This window comes from Streptomyces sp. NPDC090994, from assembly GCF_044768905.1.
Classification (GTDB): domain Bacteria; phylum Actinomycetota; class Actinomycetes; order Streptomycetales; family Streptomycetaceae; genus Streptomyces.
Map to the genome: position 1 here is coordinate 545,710 of NZ_JBIVWS010000001.1, position 14,268 is coordinate 559,977.

The window sequence follows — 14,268 nt, forward strand, 5'->3', positions numbered from 1 at the left end:
GTTACGGGCCGTCCGGTGACAGGCCGGGGACGTGGCAGGCCCGTACGCCGCCGGGGCCGCGCAGGTAGAGCAGGTCGCCGTAGGTCCAGTGCGGCTGGGTGTCACAGGCCGCGGGCTCGTGGACCGACTCGGCGGACCACACCTCGTGACCGTCCGCCGGCCGCACCGCGCGCAGCCGCAGCCCGTCGTACAGGAACAGCAGACCGCCGTGCCGCTCCGGTGCGAACCGCGGGGTGCCCACGTCCTGCCCGGCCTCCGCCCGCCACAGCAGCTCGCCGCGGGCCGTGTCGCGGGCGAACGCCACCCCGCCGGCCACGGCCCACAGCACGCCGTCCACGGCTCCGGTGTACGTGCCCGACAGCGTGTCGCGGTCGCCGTACGCCGGCGCCGACCACAGCAGCCGGCCGGTGCGCGCGGCGAAGGCCCACGTGCCCTTGGTCGTCACCACGGCGGCCACGTCCCGCTCGGGATCGACGCTCACCGCGCCGTTGGCCCCCCGGGGTCTTCGGCTGCGCCACAGGACGGTGCCGGTGGCGCCGTCCCGGCAGGCCAGCCCCCAGCGGCGCCGCCAGGTGAAGACGCGCTCGCCGAGGGAGGCGGAGGCCTCCGCCCGCTCCCGCCAGCGGGCGCCCGCGTCGGTGTCCAGCCCCACGGCCTCCAGGAACCGGTAGCCCTGGACGAAGAGCCGGTGGTGGGCCGCCCAGAGGGTCGTCCCCCAGAGTGTGACGCCCGGGTCGTTGCTCGTCAGGGGCGTCATGACCGGCTCACCGGTGGCCGGGTCCAGCAGGCAGACGTGCTCCCAGGTCGCCACCGCGTGGTCGGGCGTGTCGGGGGCCGGGTCGCGCACGGTGTGGCGCAGCGCGACCCAGTGCCGCGGTGTGTCGGTGACGAACAGCCGGGCGCTCTCGAACACACCGGACGCCTCTTTCTCCTGGCGGGTCCACCGGCACGCCCCGTCCGCCGCCCGGTAGCCGCTGATCCGGCCTTCGTCGTCGGCGACCACGAAGACGTCCCCGGCCGCCACGGGGCCCGCGGCCAGGCGCGGCCGGCCCGTCGGGACGCTCCAGCGCACGGTGCCGGCGACCGCGTCCAGCCCGTACAGCCGGCCGCCGGCCGCGACGCACACCACGCCGGTCCCGTCCCCGGTGTGCGCGAGGGCCGGGCCGCGCAGCGGGACCCACTCCGTGCCCGCGCGCTCGGGCGCCGTCCACTCCCACGGCCGGGGCCGTACGGCCGCTGCCTTCCCTGTCCGCCCGGCGGACGCCACCGCCGCCGAAGCCACCGCCACCGCCGTCGCCGCCTGCGACTCGGCGCCCGTGAGCAGGTCCCGGACGGCGGGTGCCAGCAGGTCGGCGAAGGAGCGCGGCGGCCCGGCCCGGCCGACCCGCTCGGCGCACAGCGCCGCCAGGTCGGACAGGGCGGGGCGGGCGGCGGGGTCGAGGGCGAGCCCGGCCTCGGCCAGGGCCGCGAAGGCCGCGTCGAGGCCGTCCGGGAGGTCGGGCGGTTCGTGCAGGACGTGGGCGATGTACTCGACCAGCGTGCCGCCGCGGAACGGGCTGCGGCCGCCGGCCGCGTACACCAGGAGGCAGGTCAGCGCGAACACGTCCGCCGCCGGGCCGACGTCGCGCATGCCCCGCAACTGCTCGGGGGCGGCGTAGCCCGGGGTGCCCGCCGCCTCGTGGGTGACGGTGAGGCGGGTGGCGTCGGCGAGGGAGGCGATGCCGAAGTCGATGACCCGGGGGCCGTCCTCGGCCAGGAGCACGTTGGACGGCTTGAGGTCGCGGTGCACGAGCCCGGCGCCGTGCAGGGTGGCCAGTGCCTCGCAGAGCCCGGCCCCGAGCCGCCAGACGGCGTCGGGGGCGAGCGGGCCGCCGCGGGCGACGACCGTGCCGAGGTCGGGCCCGGCCACGTACTCGGTGGCGAGCCAGGGCAGCGGCGCGGCGGGGTCCGCGTCCACGAGCGAGGCGGTGAAGAACCCCCCGGCCCGGCGCAGCGCCTCCACCTCGCGGCGGAACCGGGCCCGGAAGCCGTCGTGGTCGGCGATGTGCCGGTGCACCGTCTTCACCGCGACCCTGCGGCCGCCCGCGGTGAGCCCCAGGTAGACCGTGCCGAAGCCGCCCGCGCCGAGCCGGCCCAGCAGCCGGAAGTCCCCCACCGTGGCCGGGTCCTCGGATCTGAGCCCCGTGACCCCCACCCTCGCGCCCTCCCCCGTGCGTGCCTGTGCGCCCGGGCCGCGTCGGTCAGCGGGCGGGCAGGCCGCCCCGGGCGCGCGGGGCACCGGGCTGTGGGGGTACGACGGTACCGCCGAACGCGTACTCGTGCAGCTTGCGCCAGACGCCGTCGGCGCCCTGCTCGTAGAGGGCGAACCCGGTGCAGGGCCACTCGGCCGCGTAGTCGGCCAGCTCCTCGAAGGCGCGGTCCATGGCCGCCTCCTCGATGCCGTGCGCCACGGTGACGTGCGGGTGGTACGGGAACTGCAGCTCGCGGGCGACCGGCCCGGACGCGTCACGGACCTGCTTCTGGAGCCAGGAGCAGGCCTCGGCGCCCTCGACCACCTGGACGTAGACGACCGGGGAGAGGGGGCGGAAGGTGCCGGTGCCGGACAGCCGCATCGGGAAGGGCCGCCCGGCGGCGGCGACCTCCGCGAGGTGCGCCTCGATCGCGGGCAGCGCAGCGGCGTCGACCTCCGTCGGCGGCAGCAGGGTGACGTGCGTGGGGATGCCGTGAGCAGCGGCGTCGCCGAAGCCCGCGCGCAGCTGTTGCAGCCGGCTGCCGTGAGGCTCCGGGACCGCGATCGACACGCCGATCGTTACGGTCCCCACGTCGTCTCCTGTTCTGAGCTGTCGTCGTTCCGGCGGAAGCGGCCGCCGGTGCGGCCACCTGTTCATCGACTGTACGGCCACGGCCCGGCAGCGGGCAGGCGAAACCGGAGTGATGTGCGGCGCTCGGGGTGGCGCTCAGTGCTTGGCGGGCAGGAAGCCCACGCGGTCGTACGCCTGGGAGAGGGTCTCCGCCGCGACCGCCCGCGCCTTCTCCGCGCCCTTGGCCAGCACCGAGTCCAGCGTCTCCGGGTCGTCCAGGTACTGCTGGGTGCGCTCCCGGAACGGCGTCACGAAGTCGACCATGATCTCGGCGAGGTCGGTCTTGAGCGCGCCGTAGCCCTTGCCCGCGTACTTCTCCTCCAGCTCGCCGATGCCCGCGCCGGTGAGGGTGGAGTAGATGGTGAGGAGGTTGCTGACGCCGGGCTTGTTCTCGGCGTCGTAAACGATGACGGTGTCGGTGTCGGTGACGGCGCTCTTGACCTTCTTGGCGGTGGTCTTCGGCTCGTCCAGCAGGTTGACCAGGCCCTTGGGCGTGGACGCGGACTTGCTCATCTTGACCGTCGGGTCCTGGAGGTCGTAGATCTTCGCCGTCTCCTTGAGGATGTACGGCTTGGGGACGGTGAAGGTCTCGCCGAAGCGGCCGTTGAAGCGCTCGGCGAGGTCGCGGGTCAGCTCGATGTGCTGGCGCTGGTCCTCGCCGACCGGGACCTCGTGCGCCTGGTAGAGGAGGATGTCGGCGACCTGGAGGACCGGGTAGGTGAACAGGCCGACGGAGGCGCGGTCGGCGCCCTGCTTGGCGGACTTGTCCTTGAACTGGGTCATCCGGGACGCCTCGCCGAAGCCGGTGAGGCAGTTCATCACCCAGGCGAGCTGGGCGTGCTCGGGGACGTGGCTCTGCACGAAGAGCGTGCAGCGGTCCGGGTCGAGGCCGGCCGCGAGGAGCTGGGCGGCGGCCAGGCGGGTGTTGGCCCGCAGCTCCCTCGGGTCCTGCGGGACCGTGATCGCGTGCAGGTCGACGACCATGTAGAACGCGTCGTGGGTCTCCTGGAGGGCCACCCACTGGCGCACGGCGCCGAGGTAGTTGCCGAGGTGGAACGAGCCTGCGGTGGGCTGGATTCCGGAGAGCACACGAGGTCGGTCATTCGCCATGCCCACCATTGTCTCAGAGGGTCATGGATGGTTTCGGCGGGTGGGGAACCGCGCGGCCGTCGTGGCCGGTCGCGCGGGTCCCCACGCCCCTTCGGGGCGCCTCAGCCGAGGTCGATCTCCGGGTACAGGGGGAACCCGGCGACCAGGTCGGTGGCGCGGCGGGAGATCTCGTCGGAGATCTTGCCGTCCAGGACGTGGGAGGCCTTGGAGGGGGCGCCCGACTTGGTGGTGCCGGGCTCGGCGGCGGTCAGGACGCGGTCGATGAGACCGGCCACCTCGTCCATCTCGGCGGTGCCCAGGCCACGGGTGGTCAGCGCCGGGGTGCCGATGCGGATGCCGGAGGTGTACCAGGCGCCGTTGGGGTCGGCGGGGATGGCGTTGCGGTTGGTGACGATGCCGGAGTCGAGCAGGGCGGCCTCGGCCTGGCGGCCGGTGAGGCCGTAGGAGGAGGCGACGTCGATCAGGTTGAGGTGGTTGTCGGTGCCGCCGGTGACCAGGGTGGCGCCGCGCTTCATCAGGCCCTCGGCGAGCGCGCGGGAGTTGTCGACGATGCGCTGGGCGTAGTCCTGGAAGGCGGGCTGCCGGGCCTCGGCGAGGGCGACGGCCTTGGCGGCCATGACGTGCGGGAGCGGGCCGCCGAGGACCATCGGGCAGCCCCGGTCGACCTGGTCCTTGAGGGAGTCGTCGCACAGCACCATGCCGCCGCGCGGGCCGCGCAGCGACTTGTGGGTGGTCGTCGTCACGATCTGGGCGTGCGGGACCGGGTCGAAGTCGCCGGTGAGGACCTTGCCCGCGACCAGACCGGCGAAGTGCGCCATGTCGACCATCAGGGTCGCGCCGACCTCGTCGGCGATCTCGCGCATGATCCGGAAGTTCACCAGGCGCGGGTACGCCGAGTAGCCGGCGACGATGATCAGCGGCTTGAACTCGCGGGCGGAGGCGCGCAGGGCCTCGTAGTCGATGAGGCCGGTGGCGGGGTCGGTGCCGTACGAGCGCTGGTCGAACATCTTGCCGGAGATGTTCGGGCGGAAGCCGTGGGTGAGGTGGCCGCCGGCGTCCAGGGACATGCCGAGCATCCGCTGGTTGCCGAAGGCGCGGCGCAGCTCGGCCCAGTCCTCGTCGGTGAGGTCGTTGATCTGGCGGACGCCGGTCTGCTCCAGGAAGGGCACCTCGACGCGGGCGCCGAGGACGGCCCAGAAGGCGACCAGGTTGGCGTCGATGCCGGAGTGCGGCTGGACGTAGGCGTGCCGGGCGCCGAACAGCTCGCGGGCGTGCTCGGCGGCGAGCGACTCGACGGTGTCGACGTTGCGGCAGCCGGCGTAGAAGCGGCGGCCGACGGTGCCCTCGGCGTACTTGTCGCTGAACCAGTTGCCCATCGCGAGGAGCGTGGCCGGGGAGGCGTAGTTCTCCGAGGCGATCAGCTTGAGCATCTCGCGCTGGTCGGCCACCTCCTGGCCGATGGCGTCGGCGACGCGCGGCTCGACGGCGCGGATCACGTCGAGGGCGGCGCGGTAGGCGGTGGACTCGGTGGACAGGGGCGGCTGCTCGGCTGACATGGGGACCTCCGGACGTCGACTTCCAGCGTTCACGGTACGGCCCAGGCGCACGGCACTCGTTCCCGTACGGGCCGCTTCCCGATGGTCGGTCCCATCCCAGCGCGCCAGTCACGGCCCGGGGCAAGGGTACCCGGGGGACGGAAGCGCGGAGGTAAGGCGTCCATCATGCGGGCGGGGCGACGAGGCGGCGTACGGCGTCGGTGATCACGGTGCGCCGCTGTGCGGGCGGGACCAGGGAGTTGACGTCCTCGGTGTGGTGCTGCCACATGTTGGCGAGCGTCAGGACGAGCGCCAGGATCTCCGCGGCCGGCTTGTCCCGCCGGACGGTGCCGCGCCGCTGGGCGGCCTCGACCGCGGCGATCTTGTCCCGCATCGAGCGGGCCACGAGGTCGGACGCCGGCCGTTCGGCGCGCTCCAGCGCGTACCAGGTCAGGAAGCGCATGACCTGGGGGTGGCGCTGTCCCGCGTCGTGCAGGCGGCCGGCGTATTCGGGCAGGTCGTCGGCGTCGAGGGGGACCGCGTTCACGGTCTGCTCGGCGATCGCCTCGTAGACGGCCTCGAACAGGCCCTCCTTGCCGGCGGCGAAGGAGTACACCAGGCCGGGGCTGATCCCCGCGCGCTTGGCGAGCCGGTCCACGCGGGCGCCGGCCGCGCCGAACTCGGCGAACTCGGCGAGGGCGGCCTCCATGAGCTGCCGGCGCTTGCGGTCGGGGTCACGTGTTGCCATGCCGTCAACCTTGCTTACTGAACGTTCATTTTACAACTCGGACCGGCTTCCGCATACTGAGCGGAAGTAAATGAACATTCATTTAGGAAGTGACATGGTGGATTCCCACTGGACCCCGGCCGACATCCCCGACCTCAGCGGCCGTACCGCACTGATCACCGGCGCCAACAGCGGCATCGGCTTCCGCACCGCCCGGGTGCTGGCGGAGCGCGGGGCCCGTGTCCTGCTCGCGGGCCGGCGCCCCGACTCCCTGGCGGATGCCGCCCGCCGCCTGCGCGCCGAGGTGCCCGGTGCCCGCCCGCAGACGGTGGAACTCGACCTCGGCAGCCTCGCTGCGATCCGCGAGGCCGCCGCCCCGCTCGCCGCGGCCGAGACCCTCGACCTGCTCGTCAACAACGCCGGTGTGATGGACGTACCGGAGCGCCGGCTGACCCGCGACGGACTGGAACTCACGGTGGGCACCAACCACCTCGGCCATTTCGCGCTGACCGCGTACCTGATGCCCGCCCTGCGGCGCTCCGCGGCGGCCCGGGTCGTCACCGTCAGCGCCGTCGCCGCCGCCTGGCGCTCCGGTGATCTCGCGGATCTGATGAGCGAGCGCGGCTACCGGCCGATGAGCGCGTACGCGAAGTCCAAGCGCGCCAACGTCGTCTTCACCCGGGAACTCGCCCGCCGCCTCGCCGGCGGTGCGCACCGCGCCGTGGCCGTCCATCCGGGCTCGGCCGTCACCAACCTGCAGCGCCACACCTCCGCCAGCCGGACGGGGCGCCTGCTCGTGGCCCTCGCCTCGCGCACCCTGATGGGCTCACCCGACGGCGCGGCCTGGCCGTCCCTGTACGCCGCGACCCACCCCGAGGCCGCCAACGGGGCCTACCTCGGCCCCGCCGGACGCGACCAGACCTCCGGCACGCCGAGGCCGGTGCGGCTGCCCGCCGGGGCCGACGACCCCGGCCTGGGGGCCTGGCTGTGGCGTGAGAGCGAACGGCTGACGGGCGTCGCCTTCCCGGCCCCGCAGACCTGACGGACGGCCCTGAGGACGGCCCTGAGGACGGCCCTGACGGACGGCCCTGGCGGACGGCCCTGGCGGATTTGTCCGAAGGCTCAGAGGATCACGTGGGGCAGGAAGCGGGCGTACTCGTCCGTCACCAGGCCCGACGACTCCCGGATGCCGAGCCCTGCCGACTCGTCCTCGACCACCCAGGCGCCGAGCACGACGTGGTTGCCGTCGAAGTCGGGGAGCGGGGCGAGGGCCTGGTAACAGCAGGGCTCGTCGCGGACGGCGGCCGGGCTGCCGGGCTCGTGGACCGTGACGCCGGCGCCCTCGCGGCCGAGGAGGGGCTTGGCGACCCAGCCGGGGCCCTGGGCCAGCTCGCGGGGGCCGTCGAGGTAGGCCGGGAGGAGGTTGGGGTGGCCGGGGTACAGCTCCCAGAGGACGGCGAGCAGCGCCTTGTTGCTGAGCAGCATCTTCCAGGCGGGCTCGATCCACAGGGTGGAGCCGGTGCCGCCGCCGTTGTCGAGGGTGTCGAGGACGTGGCCGGCGAAGCGGTCGGTGGTGAGCCACTCCCAGGGGTACAGCTTGAAGCAGCTGCGGATGAAGCGGAGCCTGGTGTCGACGAAGCGGCCGGAGAGGCGGTCCCAGCCGATCTCCTCCATGGAGATCGACTCGGTCTTCAGGCCGGCCTGTTCGGCGGTCTCCTGGAGGTAGGCGACCGTCATCAGGTCCTCGCCGAGTTCGTCGGCGGTGGAGTGCGCGAAGTACAGGGGGCTGCCGGGCGGCAGCAGGGCGGCCTGTTTCCTCCAGGCGTCGATCAGGCGCTCGTGGAGGGAGTTCCACTGGTCGGCGCCGGGGAAGCGTTCCTCCATCCAGAACCACTGCGGGGAGGCCGCCTCGACGAGGGAGGTCGGGGTGTCGGCGTTGTACTCCAGGAGCTTCGCCGGTCCCGTGCCGTCGTAGCGGAGGTCGAAGCGGGCGTAGACGGAGGGGAGTTCGGCGCGGCGCCGCCAGGCTTCGGCGACGGCTCCGGCCACGCGGGGGTCGGTGATGCCGAGGTCGGCGAAGCGGCCGGCGGTGACGATGTGCTCGGCGGCGGCCAGGCACATGCGGTGCAGTTCCTCGACGACTTCCTCCAGTGCCTCGACCTCGGGGAGGGAGAACACGTAGTAGGCGCTCTCGTCCCAGTAGGGGCGCAGGGAGCCGTCGGGGTAGCGGGTGAGGGGGTAGACGAGCCCCTGCTCCTCGACGGTCTGCTGCCAGCCGGGGCGGGGCTCGGTGGTGCGGCGCTCCACGCCGGCTCAGCCGCCGCCGCTGCCGGAGGAGCAGCCGAAGCCGCCCCGGTCGACGGCCTCGTCGCGGTCGAAGGTGCCGTAGTCGGCCCGGCCGCGGGTGACCTCGGAGTCGTAGTACCAGTCCGAACTCGACAGGCCGGTGGAGGACGTGCAGTTCTTGTCGGCGACGACCTTGTAGCCGTCGGCGAGGGTGTGGTTGTCGCGGTCCACACAGCGCCGGTCGGGCTCCGAGCCGCAGGAGGTCAGGGCCGCCGCGAGGACCCCCATGCCGCCGAGCACGACGGTGCTCGACCGCAGCCGTCGCCGAGTCTCTGCCATGTCCCCATCCCCCGCTGCTGTTGCCGATGTCCGTCCGGACGAACGGCCGTTTGGTCGCTCAGATGTACGGCCTCCGTCGGAGGTGGATGCTACGGCAGGAGCCCGTGCGGGTGGCAACGCGCACGGGCGTGCGGTGGCGAATCAGTGGGCCGGGGCGCGCACGGTGGTGGCGGATCAGGGAGTCGGGGCGCGCACGGCGGTGGTCGCCAGGGTGGTGTACCGCATGGTGAAGCCGCCGCCCAGCGCGTCGATGGCGTCGCCCACCGCGCCCAGGACCTCGGCGAGCCGGTCGGCGGGGAGCCGGGTGACGGCGCCGGTCGTGGGGAGCAGGTCCAGCCACTGGTCGCGGGTGTAGGGCCGCTCCCAGTCGAACTGCCACTGTTCCGGCTCGTCGAACCGCCCGGTCTCGCGGATCGTGCCGGCGATCTGCGCGTACCCCGCCCGGTACGTCTCCAGCGGACGTCGCGCCGGCTGACCGCTGAACGGGGAGTCGGGCGCCACCCGACGGCAGGCGGCGGCGAACGCCTCGGCCACCTCGGCCGGGGGCTCGAAGACATGCCCGAAGACCGCCAGACGCCCGTGCGGGCGCAGCACGCGGGCCGCCTTCGCGGCGCCGACGGCCGGGTCGACCCAGTGCCACGACTGGGCGGCGGTCACCGCGTCGAACGTCCGGCCGGCCGGCTCCCAGGCCTCGAAGGTCGCCACCTCGACCCGCAGGCCGCGGGCGCGCGCGACGTCGGCCATCCGCACGTCCGGCTCCACACCGAGCACGGCGCAGCCGGCGGCCTGGAACTGGCGGGCGGCCGTGCCGGTGCCGCAGCCGACGTCCAGCACGTCGGGGGCGCCGGACGCGCCGGACCCCGGGCTTCCGGCGATGACGCGCGCCACCAGGTCATCGGGGTAGCGGGGGCGGGCCCGGTCGTAGCGTCGCGCGTCGGCGCCGAACGACTCGGCGGTCAGGCGAGCCTGATGCGGGCGCACCGGCTCCGGTTGCTCTCGCGTAGGAGTGGGCATGCGGTCACCTTAGTGGGCGCACGCCCACATGCCCATACGGCTGCACCCCTGGGGAACGCCCGTTCCCTCTCGTCCCTCTCCTGCTCCCCTACGGCAGCACCCGGCACAACGCGTCCAGTGCCCCCGCCCAGGCGTGGTCCGGTGGGGTGCCGTAGCCGACGACGAGGGCGTCGGTGGGGGGTGTCGTGGCGGTGGGGTGGCGGAAGAGGGAGAGGCCGTAGAGGGCCAGGTTCTGCCAGGTCGCGGCCTGGACGACGGACTGTTCGGTGCCGGGTGGGAGCAGGAGTACGGCGTGCAGGCCGGCGGCGATGCCGGTGGCGTGGACGCCGGGGGCGCGGGCGGCGAGGGCCGCGACCAGGGCGTCGCGGCGGCGCCGGTAGCGCAGGCGGGAGGCGCGGACGTGGCGGTCGTAGGCGCCGGAGGTGAGGAACTCGGCGAGGGTGAGCTGGTCCAGGGCGGAGCAGGTGGGGAGGTTGTTCTTGGCCTCCAGGACCTCGTCGGCGAGCGGCGGCGGGAGGACGGCCCAGGCCAGGCGGAGGCCGGGGGCGAGGGCCTTGCTGGTGGTGCCGAGGTGGACGACGCGGTCGGGGTCGAGGCCCTGGAGGGCGCCGACGGGCTGGCGGTCGTAGCGGAACTCGCCGTCGTAGTCGTCCTCCAGGACCAGGGCGCCGGTGCGCCGGGCCCAGTCGACGACGGCGGCCCGGCGGTCGGGGCGCAGCGGCATGCCCATCGGGAACTGGTGGGCGGGGGTGAGGAGGACGGCCCCGGCACCGTCGGCGGGGGCGCTCGGGTCGGTGCCCTGGTCGTCGAAGGGCAGCGGGACGGTGCGCAGGCCGGCGGCGGTCAGCAGGTCGCGGTGGATGTGGAGGCCGTACGACTCGACGGCGACGGTGTGGACGCCGCGGGCCCGCAGCACCGAGGCGAGCAGGGACAGGGCGTGCACGAAGCCGTTGCAGACCAGGACGCGGGCCGGGTCCGCGTGCACGCCGCGGGCGCGGGAGAGGTAGCCGGCGAGGGCGAGCCGGAGTTCGGGGCGGCCTCGGGGGTCGCCGTAGCCGAGGGCGTCGTGCGGGGCCCTGTGCAGGGCGCGGCGGGCGGCCTTGAGCCACTCGGCGCGGGGGAAGGAGGCCAGGTCGGGGGTGCCGGGACGCAGGTCGTAGGCGGGGCGGGCGGGGGCGCGGCCCTGGGGTACGGGGTCGGCGGGCGGGGCGGTGACGGGACGGTCGGCGACACGGGTGCCGGAGCCCTGCCGGGCGGTGAGCCAGCCCTCGGCGACCAGGTCGGCGTAGGCGTCGGCGACGGTGTTGCGGGCGATGCCCAGGTCGGCGGCGAGGACGCGGGAGGACGGCAGCCGGGTGCCGGGGGCGAGGCGGCCGGTGCGGGCGGCTTCGCGCAGGGCGTCGGTCAGGCCGCGGCGCAGGCCGGGACCGGCCGGTTCCAGGTGCAGGTCGATGCCGAGATTGGCCCGCGTTTCCGTCACGGAAGTGGACCATACCCGTGGGCTGCTTGCTCCCTAGGGTCGAGGCATGACGGACAACGAGAACACCACCGCGTACGCCGACGAACACCGGCCCCGGCTCCAGTGGGCCAAGCACGCCCCCGAGGTCTACAAGGCGATGGTCCGGCTCGACGCCGCCGCCAAGAAGGGCCTGGACCCGAAGCTGTTCGAGCTGGTCAAGATCCGTGCCTCGCAGCTCAACCACTGCGCCCTCTGCCTCGACATGCACACCAAGGACGCGCTCGCGGCGGGCGAGAGCGTGGAGCGGATCGTGCAGCTCAGCGCCTGGGAGGAGTCGCGGCACTTCTACACGGAGAAGGAGCTGGCGGCGATCGAGCTGACCGAGGCGGTGACCGTGCTGACGGACGGGTTCGTGCCCGACGAGGTGTACGCGCGGGCCGCCGCGCACTTCCCCGACGAGGCGGAGCTGAGCCAGCTGATCGCCGCCATCACGGTGATCAACGCCTGGAACCGGTTCGGCGTGACCTGCCGGATGACGCCGGGGCACTACACGCCGGGGCAGTACGCGTGACGACGACCGATACAGCTGATATGACCGATATGGCTCGTACGGCTCCTGCGGCTCCTGCGGCTCCTACGGCTCCTGTGGCTCGTACGTCGCGTCTGGACGCCGGGGTGCGGTCCGCGCTCCAGGCGGTGAGCGCCGCCGCCAAGCGGGGGTTCGGTGACGCCGCCCTCGCCGAACTCGTGCAGATCCGCGCCTCGCAGCTCAACCACTGCGCGTTCTGCCTCGACATGCATCTGGAGATCGCCCGGAAGCACGGGGTCGGGCAGCGGCAGCTGGATCTGCTGGCCGCCTGGGAGGAGGCGGGGGACGACGTCTTCGACGGCCGGGAACGGGCGGCGCTGGAGCTGACCGAGGCGGTGACCGTGCTGACTGGGGGTCCCTCCCGGGCTTTCGGCTCTGGGGGAGGGTTCGTGCCCGACGAGGTGTACGCGCGGGCCGCCGCGCACTTCGACGAGGACCGGCTCGCCCACCTCCTCGCCCTGATCACCGCCATCAACAGCTGGAACCGGCTGATGGTCGCCCGGCGCGTCCCGGCAGGGGGCAGCCCGTGGTGACCAGGGCCGAGCGGTTCCGCGCCCTGCACCGCCGCCGCGCCCCGGAGGACCCCCTCGTGCTGCCCGGACCGTGGGACGCGGCGAGCGCCCGGGTGTTCGAGGCCGCCGGGTTCCCGGCGCTGGCGACGCCCAGCGCGGGGGTCGCGGCGTCCCTCGGGTACGAGGACGGGCACACCCCGGCCGACGAGATGTTCGCGGCGGTGGCCAGGATCGTCCGGTCGGTGGACGTGCCGGTCTCGGCGGACGTCGAGGACGGGTACGGGCTGGCGCCGAAGGAGCTGGTGGAGCGGCTGCTGGAAGCCGGAGTCGTGGGCTGCAACCTGGAGGACTCCGTGGACGGCGTCCTCAAGGACCCCCGGGAGCACGCGGAGTGGCTGGCCGGGGTCCGGGAGGCGGCCGGCGACCGGCTCTTCGTCAACGCGCGGGTCGACACGTTCGTCCGCGGGGTCACCGATCCCGGCCGGGCCGTGGAACGGGCGGCGCTGTACGTGGCCGCCGGCGCCGACTGCGTCTACCCGATCATGGCCCCCGTGGCCGTACTGCCGCTGCTGCGGGCCGGGATCGAGGGGCCGCTGAACGTCGGCGCCCTGGTCGGGGACGGCCCCTCGCCCGCCGAGCTGGGCGGACTCGGGGCCACCCGGGTCACCTTCGGACCGGGGTTCCAGCGGCGGGCGGCCGAGGCGCTGCGGGAGACGGCCGCGCGGCTACTGGGCTGAGGGCCTCGGGTCAGGGCCGCTGCGGGGCTGAGGGCCACGGGCCAGAAGCCGCCGCGGGGCTGAGGGCCTCGGGTCAGGGCCGCTGCGGGGTTGAGAGCCACGGGTCAGAAGCCGCTGCGGGGCTGAGGGCCACGGGACTGAGGGCCACGGGTCAGGGCAGCCACGCCCGCCACACCGACTCGTGGCTGTCCGCCCACTTCTCCGCGGCCTCCTCCGGCGACAGCTTCTGCTCCGCGATCATCAGGGAGACCTCGTTCTGGTCCTCGGTGGTCCACTTGAAGTTCCTCAGCAGTTGGGCCGCCTTGCCGCCATCCCGGGCGAAGTCGGCGTTGAGGTACTTCTGGAGGGGCGTGACCGGGTAGGCGCAGTCGACCTTCGCGGGGTCGGCGTCGCAGCCGTCCTCGCGGGCGGGCAGCTTCACCTCGGTCATCGGGACCTTCTCGAACAGCCACTGCGGGCTGTACCAGTACGTCAGGAAAGGTTTCTTCTCCTTCGCGAACTGTTGGATCTGGGTGATCTGCGCGGCCTCGGAGCCGGCGAACACCACCTGGTAGTCCAGGTCCAGGTTGGCCACCAGCGCCTTGTCGTTGGTGACGTAGGACGGGGAGCCGTCCAGGAGCTGGCCCTTGCCGCCGCTCTCCGGGGTGCGGAGCCGGTCGGCGTACTTGTTCAGGTTCTTCCAGTCCGTGACGTCGGGGTGCGCCTTCGCGAAGTACGTCGGGACGAACCAGCCGATGTGGCCGGTGACGCCGAGGTCGCCGCCGTTCACGATGGTGCGCTTGTCCTCGACGTAGCGCTGTTCCTGCTCGGGGTGGCCCCAGTCCTCCAGGATGGCGTCGACGCGGCCCTGGCTGAGCGCGTCCCAGGCGGGGACCTCGTCGACCTGGACGGTGTCGACGCGGTAGCCCAGTTCGTGCTCCAGGAGGTACCGGGCGACGGCCACGTTGGCCTGGGCGCCGACCCAGGACTGCACGGACAGCGTCACCGTCTTCGCGCCCTGCGCGTTCGCGAACGGTGACGCCTGCTTGGTCATGTCGGCGGCGCCGCAGCCGGTCAGCAGCAGCAGCGAACCCGCCAGGGCGATGACGCGACGGCGCAT

The 14,268-nt window shown here is 73.8% G+C and carries 14 protein-coding genes and 1 riboswitch; of the genes, 4 read left to right on the plus strand and 10 right to left on the minus strand.

Features of this window, described 5'->3' with window-relative positions; genetic code table 11:
* Position 1 precedes the first annotated feature (1 nt).
* The 5 genes from ACIQR3_RS02570 to ACIQR3_RS02590 form a co-directional block, all read right to left on the minus strand.
* Positions 2–2,194 carry a PQQ-binding-like beta-propeller repeat protein gene (locus tag ACIQR3_RS02570; protein WP_403533082.1) on the minus strand — a complete coding sequence of 731 codons (2,193 nt, stop codon included), beginning with the start codon at positions 2,192–2,194 and terminating at the stop codon, positions 2–4.
* Between the two features lie 46 nt (positions 2,195–2,240).
* Positions 2,241–2,822 (minus strand): 2'-5' RNA ligase family protein, encoded by a 582-nt coding sequence (locus tag ACIQR3_RS02575; RefSeq protein WP_403533084.1) that lies wholly within the window; start codon positions 2,820–2,822, stop codon positions 2,241–2,243.
* A gap of 135 nt (positions 2,823–2,957) precedes the next feature.
* Positions 2,958–3,971: a tryptophan--tRNA ligase gene (trpS, locus tag ACIQR3_RS02580; protein ID WP_403533086.1), complete on the minus strand. Its 1,014-nt coding sequence runs from the start codon at positions 3,969–3,971 to the stop codon at positions 2,958–2,960.
* 101 nt (positions 3,972–4,072) lie between these two features.
* Positions 4,073–5,527 carry a glycine hydroxymethyltransferase gene (locus ACIQR3_RS02585; protein ID WP_403533089.1) on the minus strand — a complete coding sequence of 485 codons (1,455 nt, stop codon included), beginning with the start codon at positions 5,525–5,527 and terminating at the stop codon, positions 4,073–4,075.
* Between the two features lie 32 nt (positions 5,528–5,559).
* Positions 5,560–5,649, minus strand: a riboswitch (ZMP/ZTP riboswitch).
* A 41-nt stretch (positions 5,650–5,690) separates the two neighbouring features.
* Positions 5,691–6,254: a TetR family transcriptional regulator gene (locus ACIQR3_RS02590; protein ID WP_403533091.1), complete on the minus strand. Its 564-nt coding sequence runs from the start codon at positions 6,252–6,254 to the stop codon at positions 5,691–5,693.
* Between the two features lie 94 nt (positions 6,255–6,348).
* Between ACIQR3_RS02590 and ACIQR3_RS02595 the strand changes: the two genes are divergently transcribed.
* Entirely contained in the window at positions 6,349–7,275 is a 927-nt protein-coding gene (locus ACIQR3_RS02595; protein WP_403533093.1) for an oxidoreductase, read from the plus strand.
* An 80-nt stretch (positions 7,276–7,355) separates the two neighbouring features.
* Here the strand turns inward: ACIQR3_RS02595 and ACIQR3_RS02600 are convergent, their stop codons facing one another.
* The 4 genes from ACIQR3_RS02600 to ACIQR3_RS02615 all read right to left on the minus strand — a co-directional run bounded on the left by ACIQR3_RS02600 (position 7,356) and on the right by ACIQR3_RS02615 (position 11,352).
* Positions 7,356–8,540, minus strand: a complete 1,185-nt coding sequence (locus ACIQR3_RS02600; protein WP_403533095.1) for a glutathionylspermidine synthase family protein — start codon at positions 8,538–8,540, stop codon at positions 7,356–7,358.
* Positions 8,541–8,546: 6 nt separating this feature from the next.
* Positions 8,547–8,858 carry a hypothetical protein gene (locus ACIQR3_RS02605; RefSeq protein WP_403533097.1) on the minus strand — a complete coding sequence of 104 codons (312 nt, stop codon included), beginning with the start codon at positions 8,856–8,858 and terminating at the stop codon, positions 8,547–8,549.
* 174 nt (positions 8,859–9,032) lie between these two features.
* Complete coding sequence (locus ACIQR3_RS02610; RefSeq protein WP_403533100.1) at positions 9,033–9,872, minus strand: class I SAM-dependent methyltransferase; 840 nt, start codon at positions 9,870–9,872, stop codon at positions 9,033–9,035.
* Positions 9,873–9,960: 88 nt separating this feature from the next.
* Positions 9,961–11,352, minus strand: coding sequence for a PLP-dependent aminotransferase family protein (locus tag ACIQR3_RS02615; protein ID WP_403533102.1), 1,392 nt, complete (start codon positions 11,350–11,352; stop codon positions 9,961–9,963).
* 46 nt (positions 11,353–11,398) lie between these two features.
* Here ACIQR3_RS02615 and ACIQR3_RS02620 point away from each other — a divergent pair, with 46 nt between their 5' ends.
* From ACIQR3_RS02620 to ACIQR3_RS02630, 3 genes are read left to right on the plus strand one after another with little or no spacing between them, the layout of a single operon-like run.
* A complete protein-coding gene (locus tag ACIQR3_RS02620) occupies positions 11,399–11,902 on the plus strand; it encodes a carboxymuconolactone decarboxylase family protein (protein ID WP_403533105.1) in 504 nt (167 codons plus the stop codon).
* 29 nt (positions 11,903–11,931) lie between these two features.
* Positions 11,932–12,453 carry a carboxymuconolactone decarboxylase family protein gene (locus ACIQR3_RS02625; RefSeq protein WP_403533970.1) on the plus strand — a complete coding sequence of 174 codons (522 nt, stop codon included), beginning with the start codon at positions 11,932–11,934 and terminating at the stop codon, positions 12,451–12,453.
* On the plus strand, positions 12,450–13,169 hold the full coding sequence (locus tag ACIQR3_RS02630) for an isocitrate lyase/phosphoenolpyruvate mutase family protein (RefSeq protein ID WP_403533972.1): 720 nt from the start codon (positions 12,450–12,452) through the stop codon (positions 13,167–13,169). Before ACIQR3_RS02625 ends, ACIQR3_RS02630 begins: the two co-directional genes overlap by 4 nt.
* 151 nt (positions 13,170–13,320) lie before the next feature.
* Here the strand turns inward: ACIQR3_RS02630 and ACIQR3_RS02635 are convergent, their stop codons facing one another.
* Positions 13,321–14,268: an ABC transporter substrate-binding protein gene (locus ACIQR3_RS02635; protein WP_403533108.1), complete on the minus strand. Its 948-nt coding sequence runs from the start codon at positions 14,266–14,268 to the stop codon at positions 13,321–13,323.

What these genes read in the sequence shown, in the direction of transcription:
- trpS (WP_403533086.1), bottom strand. Translation starts at nt 3,971, where the DNA reads ATGGCGAATGACCGACCTCGTGTGCTCTCCGGAATCCAGCCCACCGCA.
- ACIQR3_RS02585 (WP_403533089.1), bottom strand. Translation starts at nt 5,527, where the DNA reads ATGTCAGCCGAGCAGCCGCCCCTGTCCACCGAGTCCACCGCCTACCGC.
- ACIQR3_RS02590 (WP_403533091.1), bottom strand. Translation starts at nt 6,254, where the DNA reads ATGGCAACACGTGACCCCGACCGCAAGCGCCGGCAGCTCATGGAGGCC.
- ACIQR3_RS02595 (WP_403533093.1), top strand. Translation starts at nt 6,349, where the DNA reads ATGGTGGATTCCCACTGGACCCCGGCCGACATCCCCGACCTCAGCGGC.
- ACIQR3_RS02605 (WP_403533097.1), bottom strand. Translation starts at nt 8,858, where the DNA reads ATGGCAGAGACTCGGCGACGGCTGCGGTCGAGCACCGTCGTGCTCGGC.
- ACIQR3_RS02610 (WP_403533100.1), bottom strand. Translation starts at nt 9,872, where the DNA reads ATGCCCACTCCTACGCGAGAGCAACCGGAGCCGGTGCGCCCGCATCAG.
- ACIQR3_RS02620 (WP_403533105.1), top strand. Translation starts at nt 11,399, where the DNA reads ATGACGGACAACGAGAACACCACCGCGTACGCCGACGAACACCGGCCC.
- ACIQR3_RS02625 (WP_403533970.1), top strand. Translation starts at nt 11,932, where the DNA reads ATGGCTCGTACGGCTCCTGCGGCTCCTGCGGCTCCTACGGCTCCTGTG.
- ACIQR3_RS02635 (WP_403533108.1), bottom strand. Translation starts at nt 14,268, where the DNA reads ATGCGCCGTCGCGTCATCGCCCTGGCGGGTTCGCTGCTGCTGCTGACC.